At 71.8% G+C, this 19,222-nt stretch carries 17 protein-coding genes; 7 read left to right on the plus strand and 10 right to left on the minus strand.

What is annotated here, in order from left to right; all coding sequences use genetic code 11:
- Positions 1-47: 47 nt before the first annotated feature.
- The 3 genes from AB0H32_RS19880 to AB0H32_RS19890 form a co-directional block, all read right to left on the minus strand.
- Positions 48-710: a response regulator transcription factor gene (locus tag AB0H32_RS19880; protein ID WP_361121923.1), complete on the minus strand. Its 663-nt coding sequence runs from the start codon at positions 708-710 to the stop codon at positions 48-50.
- Entirely contained in the window at positions 695-2,020 is a 1,326-nt protein-coding gene (locus tag AB0H32_RS19885; RefSeq protein ID WP_361121926.1) for a histidine kinase, read from the minus strand. Before AB0H32_RS19885 ends, AB0H32_RS19880 begins: the two co-directional genes overlap by 16 nt.
- A 265-nt stretch (positions 2,021-2,285) precedes the next feature.
- Positions 2,286-2,966 carry a 4'-phosphopantetheinyl transferase superfamily protein gene (locus AB0H32_RS19890; RefSeq protein WP_361122056.1) on the minus strand — a complete coding sequence of 227 codons (681 nt, stop codon included), beginning with the start codon at positions 2,964-2,966 and terminating at the stop codon, positions 2,286-2,288.
- Positions 2,967-3,247: 281 nt separating this feature from the next.
- Between AB0H32_RS19890 and AB0H32_RS19895 the strand changes: the two genes are divergently transcribed.
- Entirely contained in the window at positions 3,248-3,565 is a 318-nt protein-coding gene (locus tag AB0H32_RS19895; RefSeq protein WP_361121928.1) for a hypothetical protein, read from the plus strand.
- Positions 3,566-3,678: 113 nt separating this feature from the next.
- Here the strand turns inward: AB0H32_RS19895 and AB0H32_RS19900 are convergent, their stop codons facing one another.
- Both AB0H32_RS19900 and AB0H32_RS19905 read right to left on the minus strand, forming a co-directional pair.
- On the minus strand, positions 3,679-5,859 hold the full coding sequence (locus AB0H32_RS19900) for an MMPL family transporter (protein WP_361121931.1): 2,181 nt from the start codon (positions 5,857-5,859) through the stop codon (positions 3,679-3,681).
- A gap of 175 nt (positions 5,860-6,034) precedes the next feature.
- Entirely contained in the window at positions 6,035-6,475 is a 441-nt protein-coding gene (locus AB0H32_RS19905; RefSeq protein ID WP_361121934.1) for a hypothetical protein, read from the minus strand.
- A 279-nt stretch (positions 6,476-6,754) separates the two neighbouring features.
- On the opposite strand from AB0H32_RS19905, the gene AB0H32_RS19910 reads away from it, so the two are divergent.
- Positions 6,755-7,597 (plus strand): SDR family oxidoreductase, encoded by an 843-nt coding sequence (locus AB0H32_RS19910; protein ID WP_361121937.1) that lies wholly within the window; start codon positions 6,755-6,757, stop codon positions 7,595-7,597.
- A 34-nt stretch (positions 7,598-7,631) separates the two neighbouring features.
- Complete coding sequence (locus tag AB0H32_RS19915) at positions 7,632-8,372, plus strand: alpha/beta fold hydrolase (RefSeq protein ID WP_361121940.1); 741 nt, start codon at positions 7,632-7,634, stop codon at positions 8,370-8,372.
- Positions 8,373-8,460: 88 nt separating this feature from the next.
- Here the strand turns inward: AB0H32_RS19915 and meaB are convergent, their stop codons facing one another.
- From meaB to AB0H32_RS19935, 4 genes are all read right to left on the minus strand, one after another.
- Entirely contained in the window at positions 8,461-9,465 is a 1,005-nt protein-coding gene (gene meaB / locus AB0H32_RS19920; protein WP_361121943.1) for a methylmalonyl Co-A mutase-associated GTPase MeaB, read from the minus strand.
- Positions 9,466-9,470: 5 nt separating this feature from the next.
- The gene (scpA, locus tag AB0H32_RS19925) at positions 9,471-11,645 is read right to left on the minus strand and encodes a methylmalonyl-CoA mutase (protein ID WP_361121946.1); all 2,175 of its coding nucleotides are present in this window, start codon (positions 11,643-11,645) and stop codon (positions 9,471-9,473) included.
- Complete coding sequence (locus AB0H32_RS19930; RefSeq protein WP_361121949.1) at positions 11,645-13,453, minus strand: methylmalonyl-CoA mutase family protein; 1,809 nt, start codon at positions 13,451-13,453, stop codon at positions 11,645-11,647. Before AB0H32_RS19930 ends, scpA begins: the two co-directional genes overlap by 1 nt.
- A 109-nt stretch (positions 13,454-13,562) precedes the next feature.
- A complete protein-coding gene (locus AB0H32_RS19935) occupies positions 13,563-14,075 on the minus strand; it encodes a MarR family transcriptional regulator (RefSeq protein WP_361121951.1) in 513 nt (170 codons plus the stop codon).
- A gap of 95 nt (positions 14,076-14,170) precedes the next feature.
- On the opposite strand from AB0H32_RS19935, the gene AB0H32_RS19940 reads away from it, so the two are divergent.
- Positions 14,171-14,686, plus strand: coding sequence for a YceI family protein (locus AB0H32_RS19940; RefSeq protein ID WP_361121954.1), 516 nt, complete (start codon positions 14,171-14,173; stop codon positions 14,684-14,686).
- 110 nt (positions 14,687-14,796) lie between these two features.
- Here the strand turns inward: AB0H32_RS19940 and AB0H32_RS19945 are convergent, their stop codons facing one another.
- Positions 14,797-16,437, minus strand: a complete 1,641-nt coding sequence (locus AB0H32_RS19945; RefSeq protein WP_361122058.1) for a hypothetical protein — start codon at positions 16,435-16,437, stop codon at positions 14,797-14,799.
- Positions 16,438-16,806: 369 nt separating this feature from the next.
- On the opposite strand from AB0H32_RS19945, the gene AB0H32_RS19950 reads away from it, so the two are divergent.
- The 3 genes from AB0H32_RS19950 (at position 16,807) to AB0H32_RS19960 (ending at position 19,123) form a co-directional block, all read left to right on the plus strand.
- A complete protein-coding gene (locus AB0H32_RS19950) occupies positions 16,807-17,196 on the plus strand; it encodes a cell division protein SepF (RefSeq protein ID WP_361121957.1) in 390 nt (129 codons plus the stop codon).
- A 215-nt stretch (positions 17,197-17,411) separates the two neighbouring features.
- Positions 17,412-18,782 carry an ATP-binding protein gene (locus tag AB0H32_RS19955; protein WP_361121960.1) on the plus strand — a complete coding sequence of 457 codons (1,371 nt, stop codon included), beginning with the start codon at positions 17,412-17,414 and terminating at the stop codon, positions 18,780-18,782.
- The gene (locus tag AB0H32_RS19960) at positions 18,779-19,123 is read left to right on the plus strand and encodes a nucleotide pyrophosphohydrolase (RefSeq protein WP_361121963.1); all 345 of its coding nucleotides are present in this window, start codon (positions 18,779-18,781) and stop codon (positions 19,121-19,123) included. Before AB0H32_RS19955 ends, AB0H32_RS19960 begins: the two co-directional genes overlap by 4 nt.
- The last annotated feature ends 99 nt before the right edge of the window (positions 19,124-19,222 follow it).

A 19,222-nucleotide genomic window follows, 5' to 3' on the forward strand; every position in this document is an offset into this window, starting at 1 on the left:
GTGCCCCGCGCCCTTCGGGACACGGGGGACCGGCCCCGGGGAGGGCCCTACTGGTCGTTCTTCCCATCGGCGCCGAGGTAGGTGAGGACGGCCCGGACCCGGCGGTTGGTGTCGTCGTCGGTGGCGAGGCCGAGCTTGGCGAAGATCGTGGTCGTGTACTTGCTGATGGCGCCCTCGCTGAGGAACAGCCGTCCCGCGATGGCCGCGTTGGACAGGCCCTCGGCCATCAGGGCGAGCACCGAGCGTTCCCGCTCGGTGAGCGTGGCGAGCGGATCGGCGCGCATGGGCCGGCCCAGCAGCTTGGCGACGACCGTCGGGTCGAGCGCCGTACCGCCGTCGGCGACGCGCTGGACCGCGTCCATGAACTGGCCGGCGTCCAGGACGCGGTCCTTGAGCTGGTAGCCGATGCCGCCGTGCCCGTCGGCGAGCAACTCGCGCGCATACAGCTGTTCCACGTGCTGGGAGAGGATGAGCACGGGCAGTCCCGGCACCTTCCGGCGGGCGGCGAGTGCGGCCTGGAGGCCTTCGTCGGAGAACGTCGGTGGCAGCCGGACGTCCACGATGGCGACGTCGGGCCGTTCGCTGATCAGTGCGTCGAGCGTGGCGGGTCCGCTGTCGACGGCCGCGACCACGGTATGGCCGTGTGCCTCGACGAGACGGACCATGCCGTCGCGGAGCAGGAACAGATCTTCGGCTACGACAATGCGCATGGTACCGCCGCGGTGATGTGGGTGGGGCCCCCGGTCGGGCTGTCGATCTCCAGGCGGCCGCCGAACGCCTTCATCCGCCGTTCGAGCCCGTGCAGCCCGGAGCCTGGTGAGGGGGTGGCGCCGCCGATGCCGTTGTCGGTCACGGTCGCGGTCAGCGTGCCTTGCGCATATCCGAGTTCGACCGTCACTTGAGAGGCCTGGGCGTGTTTGGCGACGTTCGCAAGGAGTTCCGCGACGGCGAAGTAGACCGCCGACTCGACGGGGCGTTCGGGCCGGGCGGGTACGGAGCTGTGCACGGTGACCTCGACCGTGGCGTCGAGTGCGAGGGCCCGTACCGCGTCCACCAGTCCGCGCTCGGCGAGCACGGGCGGGTTGATGCCGCGGACCAGCGAGCGCAGCTCGTCGAGCGCGGTGGCCGATGTGGCGCGCAGGTCGGCGAGGAGCGCCTTGGCGGCGGCGGGGTCGGTGTCGACGAGCTGCTCGGCGGCCCCCATCGACATCCCCATGGCGACCAGGCGGGCCTGGGCTCCGTCGTGCAGGCCCCGCTCGATGCGCTCCAGTTCGGCCGCCTGTGTCTGGGTCAGGTCCGCCCGGATGGCCTCCAGCTGCTCGACCCGCTTTCCGAGCCGCGAGCGCGGGACCGGCCCGAGGAACCGCTTCGCCACGGGCCCGAAGATCCGCCACGCGAACGGGGCCCCGGCCAGGCCTGCGGCGATCAGGGCGATGCCGTACCCGACGAGACCCGGGGCAAAGGCCATGTACACGCCGCAGGCCAGGGCGAGCAGCGGCAGGGCCGCGACCGGCAGCACGGTCACCCCGGCCACCACGGCCCACAGCCCGTCCCAGTGCAACTGCGGATCACGGAATCGGGCGTGCACCTTGGCCCGGCGGCGGGCTTCCCGCTCGGACTTGTGGTACTCGTGACCGTCCCACCAGTAGCCCGTCGCCATGCGGGTGACCGGCGGAACGGGGCGGTAGCTCACCTCGATGTGCAGGCCGAGCCAGCGCTCCGCGCAGCGGCGCGCGGCCTTGGCGAGCGACCTGCTGGTCAGCGGGTGCACGATCCAGACGGCCACGGCGATCCACAGAACCACCACGAGGGTCTCCCCGAGGGTCGCCAGCGCCCGGACGAACCCGGGTGCGGTCAACCCGTCGGACCAGGAATAGGCCACCTGGGAGCCGCCCAGTCCGACGACCACGGCAACAGCTGCGACGATGCTTGTGAGTCCGACCAGCACCAGGGACCGGTACAGCCCCGACGCGATCTCGGCACACCGGCGCAGGGGACCGCCTCCCGCGGGCAGCCTCATTCGCCCATTCCTTTCGCCACGGCGACCATTGTGCCAGCCGGGACTTGGATCCCGGCGGCTACAGGCGAACGTACGGTGCCCGACCTGCGCCGGGTATCCCGCTACGCCCCGTGGCCGGTGGGTCTAGCCCCACCCATTTCCAGCCGCCCCCGGTGCCCCGCCCGGTGGCTCGTCGAGGCCGTCGGCGCCGGACGGCCGTGTACCGGCCCGGCAGCCCGAGCGAATTCCGGACAACCCGCCTGCACCGGGGTGACCGTGGGGCCGGTCAGGTGTGCGGGACCGTCACGGCGGTGGCGACCACACCCTGGCGGACGGTCCACCGTCCTTCGAAGTGCCCGAGCCGGTGGCTGCCCACCAGCGGCCCGGGGACGAGCAGTTCGGCGCGGAAGCGGCCGAGCGGCGCCGCTCCCGGGGCCGGGTACATCTCGATGTCCGCCTCGTCGAAGCCCAGCCACTGCCCGGTCAGGGGAAACCACGCCTTGTACACGGACTCCTTCGCGCTGAACAGAAGCCGGTCCCAGTGGACGGCCGGCTGCCGTGCTGCCAACTGCGCCAGGCGCTCCCGCTCGGCGGGCAGGGCGACGGGGCGCAGGACGCCGTCCGGGAGCGGGGCATGAGGTTCGGCGTCGATGCCGAGGGAGGCCAGGTCGGTGGCGCGGGCCAGGGCGGCGGCGTGGTAGCCGTCGCAGTGGGTCATGCTGCCGATCAGGCCCTTGGGCCAGCGCGGGGCGCCGTGCTCGCCGGGCAGCAGGGGCACCGGTGACACCCCGAGCTTCTCCATGGCACGGCGGGCGCAGCCGCGGACCACGGCGAACTCGCGGCGGCGCTTGTCCACCGCCTGCGCCACGACCGCCTGTTCCTCGGGGTACAGGGGCACCTGGTCGGCCTCGTCGTCACCGTGTGTCTCCACGGCCACCACCGAGTCCGGCAGCAGCTCCTCGATCACCGGGTACGGACCTCCATCGGCAGGATCGGACGCGCCGGCCCCGGCGGTTCCGGGGTGCTTGCGCCACTCGCGGGGACGTCCCACGGGCATCTCTTCGAAGCGTACGCCCTCGTGGCACGCGGTCCGCGGGATTTCGGGTGGGGCTAGGCCCACCGGCGAAGGGGCGTAGCCGGATACCGGGCGTGGGCCTGCCGCCCCTACGTTCTCCAGGGTCGGCATTCTCGTCTCTTCGCCAGGATCGTTCTCATGGCCGGGCGCCGCTCGGGGATCGGAATCATTCAATGCGTCGCTCCGCACGTGCCGTTGCCTGCGTTCTCGCTCTCGTTTCCCCGCTGCTCGCGGTGAGCGGCTGTGGCTTGCCCGATCAGGTCGATTCGCGCTGTGAGGGAAGCTCCTGCACGGTTCACGTGCGCTCCGGGACATCGATCAAGGTCGAGAACCTCAAGCTGGACATAGAAGAAGTCAGCGACGACTCCGTCACGCTCAGTTCGCACGGTGTGAGCCTGAAGCTGGGCAAGAAGCTGGATCTCAGCCTGGGGAGCCACAGGATTCACCTGGTGGGGACGCAGGACGGGGCGGCAGACATCCAGATCAAGTAGAGCGACCGTGCGCAGAACCGGCACGGGGCACGACATGACCGCCACCTCCTGGGAGGTGGCGGTCATGTCGTTTCGTCGTCCCTGCTCGGGACGGGACCTGTGCGAGGCCGGAGCTACCTGCCGAGCCCCGAGGTGTCGTGCGCGACCTTGTCCTGGTCCTCGTCGGCAACGGGCTCGTCGGTGGTGGTGGTGGGGGTTGGGTGGGTGGCTCGGTCGGCGTGTCCGGGCCACCAGGCGGCGTGGCCGATGAGTGCGGTGAGGCTGGGGGTGAAGAACATGGCCATGACGAAGGCGGCGATGGCGATGCCGAAGGAGACGGCGAAGCCCATTTCGGTGAGGAGGGCGTTGCCGGCGAGCATCATGGTGGCGAAGGTGGCGGCGAGGATGAAGCCGGCTGCGGCGACGGTGGGTCCGGCGTGTTTGAGGGCCATGCCGGCTGCTTCGCGGGGGGTGCGGCCTTCGCGGGCTTCTTCGCGGAGGCGGGCGATCATGAGGATGTTGTAGTCGGTGCCGATGGCGACGACGAACAGATACATGATCACGGGGAGGAGGAACATCAGGCCGGAGTGTCCCTGGCCCTTCTGGAAGATCCAGACGGTGGAGCCGAGGGTGGCGCCGAAGCCGAGGCCGACGGAGGCGATCAGGTACCAGGGGGCGACGATGCTGCGCAGCAGCAGTCCGAGGATGACCATGATCAGGAGGGCGGCGACGGGGAAGACGGTGCGGTAGTCGTGGTTGACGGCGGTGTCGATGTCTTTGTAGATCGAGGAGAGGCCGCCGACGACGGCGCGGGTGCCGGTGGGGGCGTCTGTGTGGGCGGTGTCGCGGACGCGCTGGACGGTGTCGATGGCCTGGTCGGTGGAGGCCTCGTATTTGAGGGTGACGGTGAAGTCGGCTGTGGTGCCCTGCTGGTTGACCTGGGCGAGGCGGGCGGCGGCGACGCCGTCGACGGCGGCGAGTTTCCTGGTGTAGGCGGTGAAGGTGTTCTTGTCGAGGGGGGTGCTGCTGGTGCTGGTGAGGTAGACGTCGGTGGGTGCGGCGGCGCCGGCGGAGTAGGCCTTTTGCATCTGGTCCTGGACGACCATGGACTCCTTGGTCTTGGGCATGGAGCCGGAGGCGAGGTCGAAGGTGGCTTTGTAGCCGAGGGTGCCCAGGGACAGGGCGAGGAGGATGAGGCCGGAGACGGCGGCGGTCAGGGCGGGGCGGTTTTGGACGCCGCGGCCCAGGGCGGCGAAGCGGGCGTTGGAGGGTTCGCTCTTCCAGGACTTGGAGGGCCAGAAGACCCTGGGGCCGATGAGGGAGACCACGGCGGGGATCAGGGTGAGGCCGGCGACGAGGGTGGCGCCGACCGCGATGGCCAGGGCGGGGCCCATCTGGCGCAGGAAGCCGAGGGTGGACAGGGTCAGGGCGAGGAAGGCGATGATGACCGCTCCGGCGGCGGAGGCGATGGCCTCGCCGACCCGGGCGACCGCTTCGGTCATGGCCTGCTTGGGTTCGTCGCCGGCGCGCAGGCGTTCGCGGTAGCGGAACATCAGGAACAGGAAGTAGTCGGTGCCCACGCCGAACAGGACGACGATGAGGATGGAGGAGATGGAGCTGTTGGCCTGCAGGTCGAACAGTTTGGTGGCGTAGGCGATCAGTCCGTTGGCGATGGCGGAGACCACGCCGATCAGGACCAGGGGGAGCACGGCGAGGATCGGTGCGCGGAAGATGATGAGCAGGGTGACCAGGATGATGGCGAAGGTGCCGATGCCGATCAGTGCGTCGCCGCGTTTGGAGGAGTCCTGCTGGTCCAGTGCCTGGGCGGCGGGTCCGCCGACCCTGACCCGGAGGTGGGTGCCGTGGGCGAGTTTCTTCGCGTCCTGGCGCAGGACTTTCGCGGCGTCGGCCTGTTTGGGCTGGCCGGCGGTGCGGTCGTCCATCTGGACCAGGGTCATCGTGTACTTGCCGTCCGCCGAGGGCGGGCCGGCCACGACCTTCTGTACCTGGTCGATGTGTTCCTTGCCCAGCTGCGCGGTGATCCGGGCGACGTCCTGCTTGTCACCGGCGGTCAGCGGGCTGCCGTCGGTGCGCTGGTAGAGGGCGATCGCGGACGGGGTGAACGCGGCCGGGAACGCCTTGTCCTGGACGGTGGCCGCTTTGATGGACTCGTAGCTCTTGGGCAGGAAGCTGCTCTCGTCGCTGTTCGAGGGAAGGCTCGGAGCCGTGGCGACGATGGCCACCGCCGCGATCAGCCAGGCGACTATCGTCCAGACGGGATGACGGACGACAGCTGTTCCAATACGTCGGAACATTCGGGGGGTCCTCCTGGGTGGGACGTTCACCGCGGTCCGGGGAGTGTCCCGGCGTCGGCGACTCCGACCGGCATACGCCAACAGGTCGGTCGAAAGGTTGTCTTGAGATGGGGTGCGTCGAGGCCTGATCGGTGTGACCCCGCAGGGAACGGAACTCCGTCGGGGGGAACTGCCCTCAGGCACCCTTGGGGAACACGGCGCGCAGCGTGGATCCGCGGGTGACGACAGCGGCGCGGATGACGGGCAGCGCGCAGACGCCCTGCAGCACGGCGAACCAGAGCGGGCAGACACCCGGGATCAGGTCGACGCCGATGATCGCGATGGGCATGATGGCACTCAGCGTCTCGACGCGGTCGAAAGCCTTTCGATTTCCCTGCGAGGCGGTGACGGCCATCCGGTGGATCACCACGGCGACCGCCAGCAGCACGACCGACCGGACCCACATGAACGTGGTCACCGAGTGACCGGTCATCGCGACCACGGCGATCACGACGATCGCCGCAGCGGTGAGCGCGCCGTAGAGCTTGATGGAGCTCTTCACCGTCTCGAACGCCCCCTGGACACGGGGGTCCGTGAGCTGCGTCGCATTCACCGTGGCGTCCTTGGTCTTGGCCATGTCTGTCTTCCTCCGTCTCGTGGTGATGCCGACGCTACGGAGTGCGGGAGGGCCACGGTATGGGCCTGGACGTACGGGTGGGTGGGGCCAGACCCACTCCCGGGCCGATCCGGCGGAAATGAGACAGACCGGTGCACGACGAGGCGAGTTCAGCCTGCCCCGCTGTGGGGCGCTCACACCTCGGACCGGCACGGGGCGGGTCCTGAAGTCGTCGGCGAAGGATCACCGGGTTCTAGGCTCGGAGGTGTCCGGTGATCTCGACGAAGGGGCTGAACTGCAGTGACGGACAAGCGGGTTGTCATCGTGACGGGTGGCGGTACGGGGATCGGTGAAGCCACCGTACGGCTGTTGCGCGAGCAAGGACACCACGTGGTCGCCTCCGGCCGGCGGGCCGAACCCCTGCAGCGGGTCGAGCGGGAGACCGGGGCGCTCACGTACCCGTCCGACATCGGGGACCCGGATGCGGCCGAGGGGGTCGTCCGCGCGACTCTGGCCGCGCACGGGCGACTCGACGGGCTCGTGCTCAACGCGGGCATCGGCCGCGGGGGAGCGGTCGGTGACATGTCGTTGCAGGACTGGGAGGAGGTGATGCGCACCAACGTCACCGGCCCGCTGCTGCTTCTGCGCGCGGCGATCCCGCACCTGCTGCAGGCCAAGGGGGCGGTGGTCGCCGTCGCCTCGGTGTCCGCCCTGCGCAACGGCACGAGCAACGCCCCGTACGCCACGTCCAAGGCGGCCCTGCTCCAGCTGTGCCGTTCCGTCGCCGTCGACTACGGGCGGCAGGGTGTGCGGGCCAACATCGTGTGCCCGGGCTGGGTGCGGACCGAGATGGCCGACCGGCGCATGGCGCGCTTCGCCGAGGAAGCCGGACTGTCCGGAGAACCGGGCGGCGGCGTGGCGGCCGCCTACGAGGAGGCGACCAGGCCCCTGCCCCAGGGCAGGCCCGGTGAACCGCGCGAGGTGGCGCAGGCCATCGGCTGGCTGCTCTCCCCGGCCGCGTCGTACGTCAACGGCGCGGTGCTCACGGTCGACGGCGGGGCGACGGCCCTCGACCCCGGGACGCTCGGGTTCGACTTCCGCATGACCCCGCGGGGAGACGGCCCGGCCGACGGCGGAGAATGACCTAAAGACAGAAGAGAAGGGACGCCACCCGCACATGACGGAGCCCACATCCCTGCGCCGCCCCCGGCCGCGCCCCGAGGCCCGCTTCCAGTTGGTCTGTCTGCCGCACGCGGGCGGCTCGTACAGCGTGTACACCGCATGGGCCAAGCGGCTGCCGCCCGAGGTGGAGCTGATCGTCGCCTGTTACCCGGGGCGGGTGCACCGGATCGGCGACCCCTGGCCCGCCTCCATCGCGGCACTCGCCGCGGATCTGGCCGCGGACCTGCGTACGGTGCTGGACCGCCCGTGGCTGGCCTTCGGACACAGCATGGGCGCCTCCGTGGCGTACGAACTGGCCCTGGCCCTGGGGGAGTCGGGAAACCTGCCCGAGCGGCTGTTCGTGTCGGCGCGGGAGGCCCCCGACTGCCCCGCGCCCCGGCGCCTGCATCAGCTGGACGACGACGAGTTGTGCAAGGCGCTGATCGAACTGGGCGGAACCGAACCGGAGTTGCTGGAACTTCCGCAGATGCGGAGCCTGATCCTCCCCGTGGTGCGCGGCGACTACCGGCTGCTCGCCGAGTACACGCCCCGCCCGGACGCCCGGCTGACCTGCCCGGTGACGGCGTTCACCGGTCGCGCGGACGACAGGCTCTCCCCGGACGGGGTCGCACGATGGCGCGAGTGGACCTCCGGTCCGTTCGACTCCGTCGAGTTCTCCGGCGACCACTTCTACCTCTTCGAGGAGACCGACCGGGTCATCGGCGAACTGACCGCCCGCCTCCCCGCCCGCGCCTGACCGGCGCCCCGCCGACGGGACCGGCACCGTCCCGCGACGTTCCCGGCCGGGGACCGCACCGCCCGGTGCGACCCCGGCCGCCGACGTGTCACGGGGCGGACGTGCCCCGCTCGCCGGCGCCGAACGCCCGCAGGATGCGCTCCGCGGCCAGGGTTGCCGTCAACGAGCCGTCCCTGACCTGCTGTTCGAGGGCGGGAGCCGTCTCGCGCACCGCGGGGTCCGCGTGCAGCCGGCCCAGGAGTTCGTCGCGGACCATCGACCAGGTCCAGCCGACCTGCTGGTCCCGGCGCTTGGCGGTCAGCCGCCCGGTGGAGTCGAGCAGGGTGCGGTGCTGCTCCAGGCGCTCCCACACCACGTCCAGGCCCATCGACTCACGGGCACTGCAACTGAGCACCGGCGGAGTCCAGAACGCGTCCTTGCCGTGCATCAGCCGCAGTGCGCCCGCCAGCTCCCGTGCCGCCGCCCGCGCGTCGCGCTCGTGCGGGCCGTCCGCCTTGTTGACGGCGATCACGTCGGCCAGCTCCAGGACGCCCTTCTTGATGCCCTGCAGCTGGTCGCCGGTGCGGGCCAGGGTCAACAGGAGGAAGGAGTCGACCATGTCGGCCACCGCGGTCTCCGACTGGCCGACGCCGACGGTCTCGACGAGGATCACGTCGTAGCCGGCCGCCTCCATGACCACCATCGACTCGCGCGTCGCCTTTGCGACCCCGCCCAGCGTGCCCGCACTGGGGGAGGGCCGTACGAAGGCGCCCGGGTCCACCGCCAGGCGCTCCATCCGGGTCTTGTCGCCCAGGATGGAGCCGCCGGTGCGTGTGGAGGACGGGTCCACGGCGAGTACGGCCACCCGGTGGCCGAGCGAGGTCAGCAGCGTGCCGAACGCGTCGATGAACGTCGACTTGCCCACGCCCGGCACCCCGCTGATGCCGATCCGCCGCGCCCGGCCGCTGTGCGGGAGCAACTCGGTGAGCAGCTCCTGCGCCAGCGCCCGGTGCTGGGGGCGGGTGGACTCGACGAGTGTGATGGCGCGGGCCACCAGGGCCCGCTTCCCGTCGAGCACACCTTTCACATACGTGTCGAGATCGATCGCTGCCATGCGGATCAGAGGTCGTGGCCGAGATCGGCCGACAGCCGCTGCACCAGGTCGTACGCCGCGTCCGGGATCACGGTCCCGGGCCCGAACACGGCCACGGCACCCATCTCCAGCAGCGTCGGCACGTCCTGCGGCGGGATCACCCCGCCGACCACGACCATGATGTCCTCCCGGCCCTCCTCGGCGAGTGCCTCGCGCAGCGCCGGTACGAGGGTGAGGTGACCGGCGGCCAGCGAGGACACGCCGACCACGTGGACGTCCGCCTCGACCGCCTGGCGGGCGACCTCCTCCGGGGTCTGGAACAGCGGGCCGACGTCGACGTCGAAGCCGAGGTCGGCGAAGCCGGTGGCGATCACCTTCTGGCCGCGGTCGTGGCCGTCCTGGCCCATCTTGGCGACCAGGATGCGCGGCCGGCGACCCTCGGCCTCCTCGAAGGCGTCCACCAGGGCACGGGTGCGGTCCACGGACGGGGACTCCCCTGCTTCGTTGCGGTACACGCCGGAGATCGTACGGATCTGGCTCGCGTGCCGGCCGTACACCTTCTCCAGGGCGTCCGAGATCTCACCGACGGTCGCCTTGGCGCGGGCCGCACGCACCGCCAGCTCCAGCAGGTTCCCGTCGCCGTCCGCGGCCCGGGTCAGCGCGTCCAGCGCGTCCCGGCACGCGGTCTCGTCCCGCTCAGCGCGCAGCCGCCGCAGCTTCTCGATCTGCTGGGCGCGCACCGAGGAGTTGTCGACCTTGAGGACCTCGATCTGCTCGTCGCTCTCCACCCGGTACTTGTTGACGCCGATCACCGGCTGGCGGCCGGAGTCGATGCGGGCCTGCGTGCGCGCGGCCGCCTCCTCCACGCGCAGCTTCGGAATACCGGCGTCGATGGCCTGCGCCATACCGCCGGCCTGCTCGACCTCCTGGATGTGCGCCCAGGCCTTGCGGGCGAGGTCGTACGTCAGCTTCTCCACGTAGGCGCTGCCGCCCCACGGGTCGATGACCCGGGTGGTGCCCGACTCCTGCTGGATGAGCAGCTGGGTGTTGCGGGCGATGCGCGCCGAGAAGTCCGTGGGCAGCGCGAGGGCCTCGTCCAGGGCGTTGGTGTGCAGCGACTGGGTGTGGCCCTGGGTCGCCGCCATCGCCTCCACACAGGTACGCGTGACGTTGTTGAAGACGTCCTGCGCGGTCAGCGACCAGCCCGAGGTCTGCGAATGGGTGCGCAGGGACAGGGACTTGGTGTTCTTCGGCTCGAACTGGGAGACCAGCTTGGCCCACAGCAGCCGCGCCGCCCGCAGCTTGGCGACCTCCATGAAGAAGTTCATGCCGATCGCCCAGAAGAACGACAGCCGGGGCGCGAACGCGTCCACGTCCAGGCCCGCCTCGCGCCCGGCGCGGATGTACTCGACACCGTCCGCGAGGGTGTACGCCAGCTCCAGGTCGGCCGTCGCGCCGGCCTCCTGGATGTGGTAGCCGGAGATCGAGATGGAGTTGTAGCGGGGCATCCGCTGCGAGGTGAAGGCGAAGATGTCGGAGATGATCCGCATCGACGGCTTCGGCGGATAGATGTAGGTGTTGCGGACCATGAACTCCTTCAGAATGTCGTTCTGAATGGTCCCGGCCAGCTTCTCGGGCGGTACGCCCTGCTCCTCCGCCGCCACGATGTAGAGCGCCAGCACCGGCAGCACGGCGCCGTTCATCGTCATCGACACGGTCATCTTGTCCAGCGGGATGCCGTCGAAGAGCTGCCGCATGTCGTAGATCGAGTCGATCGCGACGCCCGCCATGCCGACGTCGCCGGTCACCCGCGGGTGGTCGCTGTCGTAACCCCGGTGCGTGGGCAGGTCGAAGGCGACCGACAGGCCCTTCTGGCCGGCCGCCAGATTGCGCCGGTAGAACGCGTTGGACTCCTCGGCGGTGGAGAAGCCCGCGTACTGACGGATCGTCCAGGGCTGGTTGACGTACATCGTCGGGTACGGGCCGCGCAGATACGGCGTCATGCCCGGGTAGGTGCCGAGGAAGTCCAGGCCCTCCAGGTCACGGCCGGTGTACAGCGGCTTGACCCCGATGCCCTCCGGGGTCTCCCACAGCGGCTCCGCGGCGCCCGTCGCCCGCTCGACGGCCCGGCGCCACTCCCCGTCACCACCCTCGGTGACCGGGGCCCCCAGCTCGATGCCGGAGAAGTCGGGGATTCCCATCAGGACACTCCCATGCGGTCGAGGGTCGCGGAGAGTACGGCGACGGCGTCGCAGCCCGCGAAGACGTACGAGTCGATGCCGGCGTGGTCGGCCGGGCGCCCCGCGAGGAACACATGTCGGGCACCCGAGGCGCGCAGTGACTGGGCTGCCTGCCCGGCCTGTTCGGCGTAGAGCGCGTCGCTGGAGCACACCACGGCCTCGGGCGCGCCGCTGTCCTCGAAGCGGCCCTCGGTGACCGCCTCGATCCCGCCCGCCTGGAACAGGTTGGCGGCGAAGGTCGCCCGCGCGGTGTACTCGGCGGCCGAACCCAGGGTCGCCACGAAGATCCGGGGGCGGGAGCCGGTCGCCGCCCGGTGGGCGTCGGAGCGGGCGCGCAGCGCCTCGTACGCCTCGTCCCGGCGGACCCGGGGCAGCCCGCCGGAGGGCGGCTCGGGCGCCGGCTCGCGCTCGACCGGCTTCTCGGCGAGCAGCGGGAACTCGCTGACACCGGTGATGGGTTCGCGCCGCTTGGCGAGCCGCTTGGAACGCTCGGCCCAGGTCGTCGCCAGGTCCGTACGGAGGCGGCCGGAGCGCAGCACGGCCGCCTGGCCGCCGTCCCGCTCGATGGTGCGGAAGAACTCCCAGGCAGCATGGGCGAGTTCGTCCGTGAGCCGCTCGACGTACCAGGAGCCGCCCGCCGGGTCGATCACCCGGGCCAGGTGGGACTCCTCGACCAGGATCGTGGAGGTGTTGCGGGCGATACGGCGGGCGAACGCGTCCGGCAGCCCGAGCGCATGGTCGAACGGCAGCACGGTCACGGAGTCGGCGCCGCCGACCCCGGCGGCCAGGGTCGCGACCGTCGTACGGAGCATGTTCACCCACGGGTCGCGGCGGGTCATCATCACCGGCGAGGTCACCGCGTGCTGAACCTGCGCCCCCGCTCGGGGCGCCCCGGACACCTCGGCGATCCGCGCCCACAGCCGGCGCGCCGCGCGCAGCTTGGCGATGGTCAGGAACTGGTCGGCGGTGGCCGCGTAGCGGAACTCCAGCTGGGCGCAGGCCGCTTCGACCGTGAGGCCGGCCTCGGTCAGCTCGCGCAGGTAGGCCACACCGGTCGCCAGGGAGGCGCCCAGCTCCTGCGCGGCCGAGCCGCCCGCCTCGTGGTACGCCAGCGCGTCCACGGTCAGCGCGCGCAGGCCCGGGTAGCGCTCGGCGCAGCGCGCGGCGAGGGCGGCCACGGGCGCGAAGTCCAGCGAGGAGCCGGTGCGGGCCTCGTACCCGAGCGGGTCCGCGCCCAGGCTGCCGCGCACGGCCTCCGGGGCGACGCCCCTGTCCTCGTACAGCCGCAGCAGCTCGGCCGCCGCGGCCTCCACGTCACGCCCGGCGTCCAGGACCACCGGGGCCAGGTCGAGGTAGACGCCGTCGAGGGCGCGCGCGATGCCGGACACCGGGATGCCTCCCCGGCCCACGAGCAGCCACAGCGAGGTGACGCCGTTCTCCAGGTCGGCGAGGACCGCGCCGTCGGCGAGCGCCGCGTGCTGCTGCCGTACGTCCCAGCCGCCCGTGGTGTTGCCCTCGGGGCGGCTGCCACGCACGAACGGGGCGAAGCCCGGCAGGCCGGGGTCGGGCGCGCCGTCGCGCGCGGTGTACAGGGGCCGGGTGCGCAGCCCGTCCTCGAGCATCGTGGACAGGGCGTCCTCAGCTGCCGTACCCGAGACTTCCTTGCCCGACTTGCGCAGCACACCCTCGACCAGGCGTTGCCACTGCTCGTGTGTCGCGTCAGGGAACTCGGCGGCCAGTGTGAGCCCGTCGTCAGGCAGGACCGTCATGGCTCGGATGCTAGGGCAGCAGCAGTGAGTGACGGCACATCGCGGCCTGTGAGGTTTCCCTCCTTGCGTCAGTGACCTGGACCGCTCACGCCCTCAAGAGCCCGATTTCCTACGGTTCCTGCGGCTGCCGAGGTGCGTCGACGAGGTCGGGGACCAGCGCGCCCAGCGCCTCGCGCTGCTCGGGTCCGACGAACCGGGAGAGCGCCTCGCGCACCGTGTCCGCGAGCGTGCCCGAGGCCTCCCGCAGCCGCTGCCGGGCCTTGTCGGTGAGCGCCACCTCGATGCCCCGTCTGTCCCCGCACACGGACTCGCGGGTGACCAGACCGGTCCGCTGGAGGCAGGCGATCTGGTAGGTGAGCCGGGTCTTGGGGCGGCCGAGGAGTTCCGCGATCCGGGTCATGCGCAGGCCGCCCCGGGGCTGCTCGGCCAGCAGGCACAGGATGAGGAACTCGTCGTGGGAGACGTCGAGGGACTGCTTCACGACCGTGCGCAGCCGCTGCTCCACGGCGCCCGTGGCGGCCAGCAGGAGCATCCAGGCGCGCAGCTCGCCCGGGAGCAGCCCGCCGCCCCCGGCGGAGGGGCAAGGGGGCTGGTCGGCGGGGTTCTCGTCGCAGGCGGCCATGGATTCGAGTCTACCTGTTGTCCAAATTTGGATAGTGGGTTAGCGTGAGGTCATCCAAATTTGAACCATTGATCTCATCGAACAGGAGGACGGTCATGACCGTCGCCGTGGAAACAGGCACCTGGCAGCTCGACCCGACCGCGTCCACCGTGGGCCTGCGGCACAAGACCTTCTGGGGCCTGGTCACCGTCAAGGGCACCTTCGCCGCCGTCACGGGCGAGGGCGAGGTCCGTGCCGACGGCTCGGCCACCGGCACCGTGCGACTCGACGTGGCCTCCCTGGACACCGGGAACACCAAGCGGGACACCCACCTGCGCTCGGCCGACCTGCTGGACACCGGCAACCACCCGGAGATCACCTTCGCCGCCCGCTCCGCCGACCGCCTCGTCGGCGACAGCGTCCGGGTCGCCGGTCAGCTGACCGTGCGGGGCATCAGCCGGCCGCTGACCGTCACCGCGCGCCTGACCTCGGCGACGGCCGAGGCGCTCGCCCTGGAGGCCGAGTTCACCGTGGACCGGGACCAGTTCGGGGTGACCTGGAACCAGCTGGGCATGATGCGCGGCCTGACCACGGTGACGGCGGGGCTGCGGTTCACCCGCGCGGCGGCCTGATGCGGTGCAGCCTCGCGGCGGGCTGAGGAGCCGACCGCTTCCGGCCCGGCCTTCCGGCCCGGCCTTCCCGCTCGGCGTCTCCGCTCAGCCCTTTCGCTCAGCCCTTTCGATCAGCCTTGCCGGCCGGCCTTCCGGTCCAGATCGGCCGGTCCTACGTCAAGGGTGGAGAGCGTCTGCGGGTCCGCCGTGAAGGCACGCAGCCGGAAACGGGCGCTCTTCTTGGCGGACAGCGGGAACCGTCCTCCGGGCGCCCGGAGTTCCACGGTCGCCGTGGTGTGGGCGGGGATCGTGGCCGGACCGTGCCCCAGGGACCAGTACTTGCTCATGCCCTGGCCCGTCGTGAACATGTAGTGCGGGGTGAGCGGGGCGCTCCCGGTGTTGGTCACGCGCACGGTCAGTGCCGACAGCGTGTGCCCCGGGGCCCGGCGGGCCGCCGTGACGTCCATCCGCAGCGGCGGCCGACCCGACACCGCGAGGGTCGCGCTCACCAGCGCGGGCAGCACCAGCAGTACGACCGCACCCACCAGCGCCGGGCGGCGGCGCGGACCCGTGAGCCACCGGGGGCGCGGCTGCCAGGCGCGCGTGAAGTCCGACAGGGGCACGGTGACCGCCGCCGCGAGCCACAGCGGCGTCATCATCAGGTAGTAGCCGTCCTGGGAGCGGGTCGCCAGGTAGAAAGCGCACCACGGCAGCACGGTCGCGGCCGGGCCCAGCCGCCGTACGAAGAGCACGAACAGGCCCAGCAGGGCCGCGGCGAGCAGCACGCTCGCGTGGCCGTACCAGTCGAGCCGGTCGCTGCCGTGCGTGAAGTACAGGGAGATGTCCACCAGGCCCTGGCCGTGCAGCACCGCGCCCTGGGTCAGCGGCAGGGCGATCCCGCCGAGCCAGGGGCCCGGCTCGTGCACCACGAAGTACGCGTTGATCAGCAGCCAGGCCGCCGCAGCGATCCCGAGGATCCGCAGCACCACCGCCCAGGCCGCCCGCCCGCCCAGCTCCCCGCGGCGCACGGCGTAGATGCCGGCCAGCAGGAACGGTGTCACGAACCAGGGCAGTTGCTGGGTCGCACACGCGGCGCCCAGGCACACGGCCCGTGCGATCCCGGGGGCGCCCAGCCGGCCGCCGACGCCGATCCGCGGCCAGCGCACCACGACCGGCACCAGCAGGGCCAGGGCGACGATCGCCGGGTAGCCCTGGCGGGCGTACGTCGGCAGGAAGCTGAAGCCCAGGCAGAGCATCGTCGCCGCCGAGCGCCACGGCATCGGCAGCATCCGCCACAGCACCACCGCGCACGCGATCAGCGCGAGCGTCGCCGTCGCCGTCGCCGGGACGCCGCCGTGACCCAGCCACAGCAAGGGCGCGGTCAGCAGCGGGGCGAGCGGGGGATAGCCGTACGTGTAGTCGTAACCGCCGTCTATCGTCGCCGTCAGCGCCACACCCTTGGTGTGGAACAGCCAGGGCCACGGCTGCCCGTAGACCTGGTGACCGGCCAGCATCTCCCGCGCGGCCTGCGTGGTGAGGACGGCCTCGTCGCCGCCGGCGTGGTTCAGCGCCCACGTGCACAGGGCGAGCGTGACCGCGGTCAGCAGCACCACCAGGTCCAGACGGGCCAGCGAGCGCGCCCGTCGGACCGTCAGGGCGAGGACGCCGCTGATCAGGATCGAGACGTAGCAGACGGAGATCACCGCCGCGAGGGCCAGGCGGTGACTGGCCGCCTGGTTCCACACCGACCGGGTCCCGATGAACAGGCTCATGTCCGCGAGCAGGGTCAGCACCCGGTGCCACTGTGCGGGAGCCTCCGGGGCCGCCGCGGCCGCCGCGCGGGCTCCCGGGACGGCGGACACCGCCGACTGCGTCCGCCGGCCGGGTGTCACCTGCTGTGTTTCTGCCAAGTGCACGACACCGGACGCTAACGGTGGCCGGTGAGCGGGGCGTGGCGGCAGGTGAAGAGTCCGGTGTGAGGGCGGTAAGAAACGGGCGTATTTGTACATTGCCACTCGGCGGGGCGGACGGAGTGGCCGGCGAGCCCGTGGCGCTTCGTGTCGCTGTTGGGCCGAACGGGTGACTTGGCGTAAGAATTGGCTGGTGCAGGCATTGAGTGCGAGTCAGGTCGGGGGGAGCCGGTGAGCCGTTACGACGTCACCGATGAACAGTGGGAGGGGCTCGCCCAGGTCGTGCCGCTGCGGGGCCGGGACGCGTGGCCGTCAGCGGTGAACCACCGCTCGCTGCCCGACGCGGAGACCGAGACCCGCCGCCGGTTCGTGGTCCTCAGGGTCAACGTCTTCGCGGACGCCCGGGAGGTCGCCGAGACGCTGATGGCCGGGGCGCCGGTCCTGCTCGACCTGTCGAGCGCGGAGAACGAGGTCGCCAAGCGGGTCCTCGACTTCAGTACGGGCGTCGTCTTCGGCCTGGGCAGCGGGATGCACCGGGTCGACCGCAACGTGTTCCTGCTGACCCCGCCCGGTACGGAGGTCAGCGGACTGATGGAGGACGCGGGGGTGTCCGGCGGCTGATACGGGTGACGGCGCGGCCGGTGCAGGGGCACCGGCCGTCCCCCGATCGTAGGAAGGCCCGGCGGGCAAAACGGTTCACCGGTTCCGCGCAGACCTACGGTCCGCATATGGCTGTGCCTTCCGTGTCCGCCGGGCCCTCCGCGTCGTCCGGGTCCTCTGCGGTCCCCGCCCCCTCGACGCCCGCAGCGCCGACGTCCCCCGCCCCGGCTGTGACGATGTCCCCCGCCCCGGCGGTGGCCACGCCTCACGCCCCGGCAGCGACGACGTCTTCCGCCGTGCCGGCCCGGCCCGCCAGGGTGGCGGGCCCCTCGGCGCGGGTACCGCAACCGGCGGGTCCCTGTGACGACCTCCCGCCCGCGAGGACGCCGCGGACCGTCCGGGCGCCGGGGCACCCAGGGCACACGGCACCCCCGTCACCCGGGCTCCCTTCCCGGGCGGCCCCGCCCGCCACCGATTCCCCGGGTACCCCTGTCGACGTACGCGCCCGCATCACCGAGTTGCGGCTGTCCGCGTTCGCCGGGCACCGGCGCGCCGTGTTTCCACTGGACGCCGTCACCCTGTTCGCCGGACCCAGCGGGGCCGGGAAATCGACCGCGCTCGGTGCCTACGAGGCGCTCGCCAGTCTCGGGGGAGGGGCGGCGCTCGCGGAGGTGTTCCCGGACCCGCTCGCCTGTGTGCCGGAGCGGGCGCGGCCCGACGGCGAGGGGCGGCGGGGGTTCCGGATCGGGTGCACGGCCGACGGCGCCGAGGGGCCGGTCCGGCTCGACGTGGCCGTCCAGGCCGAACCCGAGCTGCGGATCGTGGGTGAACGGCTGACGGCCCGGGGGGTCGTCCTGCTGGAGACCGCCCTGCGCGATCCGGGGCGCCGGGCCGTCCAGGCCGCCTGGCACACCGCGGGCGCCTCCCCGGTGACCCGTGCTCCGCTGCCCGACGACCGCCTCGGCACCGCTCTGCTGCCGCTCAGGGTGGCGGGCAAGACGGAAGGGCAGCGGCAGGTGCTCGCCGCCGCCGAGCAGATGGTCGTCGCCCTGCGCTCCGTCTTCGCCTGCGACCCGCGCCCCGAGTACATGCGCATCCCCGTTCCGACGGGCTCGGGACGGCTGATGCCCGGCTGCGACAACCTCGCCGACGTCGTATGGCGCACCCGGTTCGAGTGCGGCCGCCGGCATGCCCATCTGGTCGAGACGCTGCGCGCGGGCTGCGCCGGCCCGGTGGCCGACCTGGTCGCCGAGCCGATGGCCGACGGCACCGTCCGGGCGCTGCTGGACCGTGGCGACGGCTTCCGTACCGATCTGGCCCGGCTCGGCGACGGAGAGTTGCGCTATGCCGCGCTGGCGCTGGTGCTCCTCACCGGGCCCGGCGTCCTGGACGTCGACACGCCGGGAGAGGTGCCCGATGCCCTGCGCAGCCTCACCGTGCTCGCCGACGGCTTCGACCGCGGCCTCGACCCCGGCCAGCGCCGGGAACTCCTGCGGACGGCGGTGCGGATGGGCGAGCGCGGGCACATCCGCTGCGTGGGCGCGGTGAGCGACGCCTCGTGGGCCAAGCGGGTCCGGGGCGTCACAGTGGTACACCTGAACCCGTGACGGAACACCCTGACCTGGCCGGACTCCAGCGCAGGCTGGCCGAGTTCGCCGCCGCGCGCAACTGGCAGCCCTACCACACCCCCAAGAACCTCGTGGCCGCGCTCAGCGTCGAGGCCTCCGAACTCGTCGAGATCTTCCAGTGGCTGACCCCTGAGGAGTCGGCCCGCGTGATGGACGACCCGGAAACCGCGCACCGCGTCACGGACGAGGTCGCGGACGTCCTCGCCTACCTCCTCCAGCTCTGCGAGGTCCTCGGCATCGACCCGCTGACCGCCCTGTCGGCCAAGATCGACCGCAACGAACACCGCTTCCCGGCTTCGGCACCGGACGACACCCCCTGACGCGCCAGCCGACCCCAACGGGCGGAGTGCCAAGCTCCGTTATTACTCTTCGCAGTCGAATTTCCCGCCGAATCCGAATTGTTGTCCGCAGATTTCCGT

Origin of the sequence: Streptomyces sp. NPDC020362, from assembly GCF_040642095.1 — a bacterium.
GTDB lineage: Bacteria > Actinomycetota > Actinomycetes > Streptomycetales > Streptomycetaceae > Streptomyces.

Coding starts and splice junctions, on each gene's coding strand:
- AB0H32_RS19915 (WP_361121940.1), top strand. CDS start 7,632: ATGACGGAGCCCACATCCCTGCGCCGCCCCCGGCCGCGCCCCGAGGCC.
- AB0H32_RS19885 (WP_361121926.1), bottom strand. CDS start 2,020: ATGAGGCTGCCCGCGGGAGGCGGTCCCCTGCGCCGGTGTGCCGAGATC.
- AB0H32_RS19900 (WP_361121931.1), bottom strand. CDS start 5,859: ATGTTCCGACGTATTGGAACAGCTGTCGTCCGTCATCCCGTCTGGACG.
- AB0H32_RS19895 (WP_361121928.1), top strand. CDS start 3,248: ATGCGTCGCTCCGCACGTGCCGTTGCCTGCGTTCTCGCTCTCGTTTCC.
- AB0H32_RS19945 (WP_361122058.1), bottom strand. CDS start 16,437: ATGAGCCTGTTCATCGGGACCCGGTCGGTGTGGAACCAGGCGGCCAGT.
- AB0H32_RS19955 (WP_361121960.1), top strand. CDS start 17,412: ATGTCCCCCGCCCCGGCGGTGGCCACGCCTCACGCCCCGGCAGCGACG.
- AB0H32_RS19940 (WP_361121954.1), top strand. CDS start 14,171: ATGACCGTCGCCGTGGAAACAGGCACCTGGCAGCTCGACCCGACCGCG.
- scpA (WP_361121946.1), bottom strand. CDS start 11,645: ATGGGAATCCCCGACTTCTCCGGCATCGAGCTGGGGGCCCCGGTCACC.
- AB0H32_RS19930 (WP_361121949.1), bottom strand. CDS start 13,453: ATGACGGTCCTGCCTGACGACGGGCTCACACTGGCCGCCGAGTTCCCT.
- AB0H32_RS19905 (WP_361121934.1), bottom strand. CDS start 6,475: ATGGCCAAGACCAAGGACGCCACGGTGAATGCGACGCAGCTCACGGAC.
- AB0H32_RS19880 (WP_361121923.1), bottom strand. CDS start 710: ATGCGCATTGTCGTAGCCGAAGATCTGTTCCTGCTCCGCGACGGCATG.
- meaB (WP_361121943.1), bottom strand. CDS start 9,465: ATGGCAGCGATCGATCTCGACACGTATGTGAAAGGTGTGCTCGACGGG.
- AB0H32_RS19935 (WP_361121951.1), bottom strand. CDS start 14,075: ATGGCCGCCTGCGACGAGAACCCCGCCGACCAGCCCCCTTGCCCCTCC.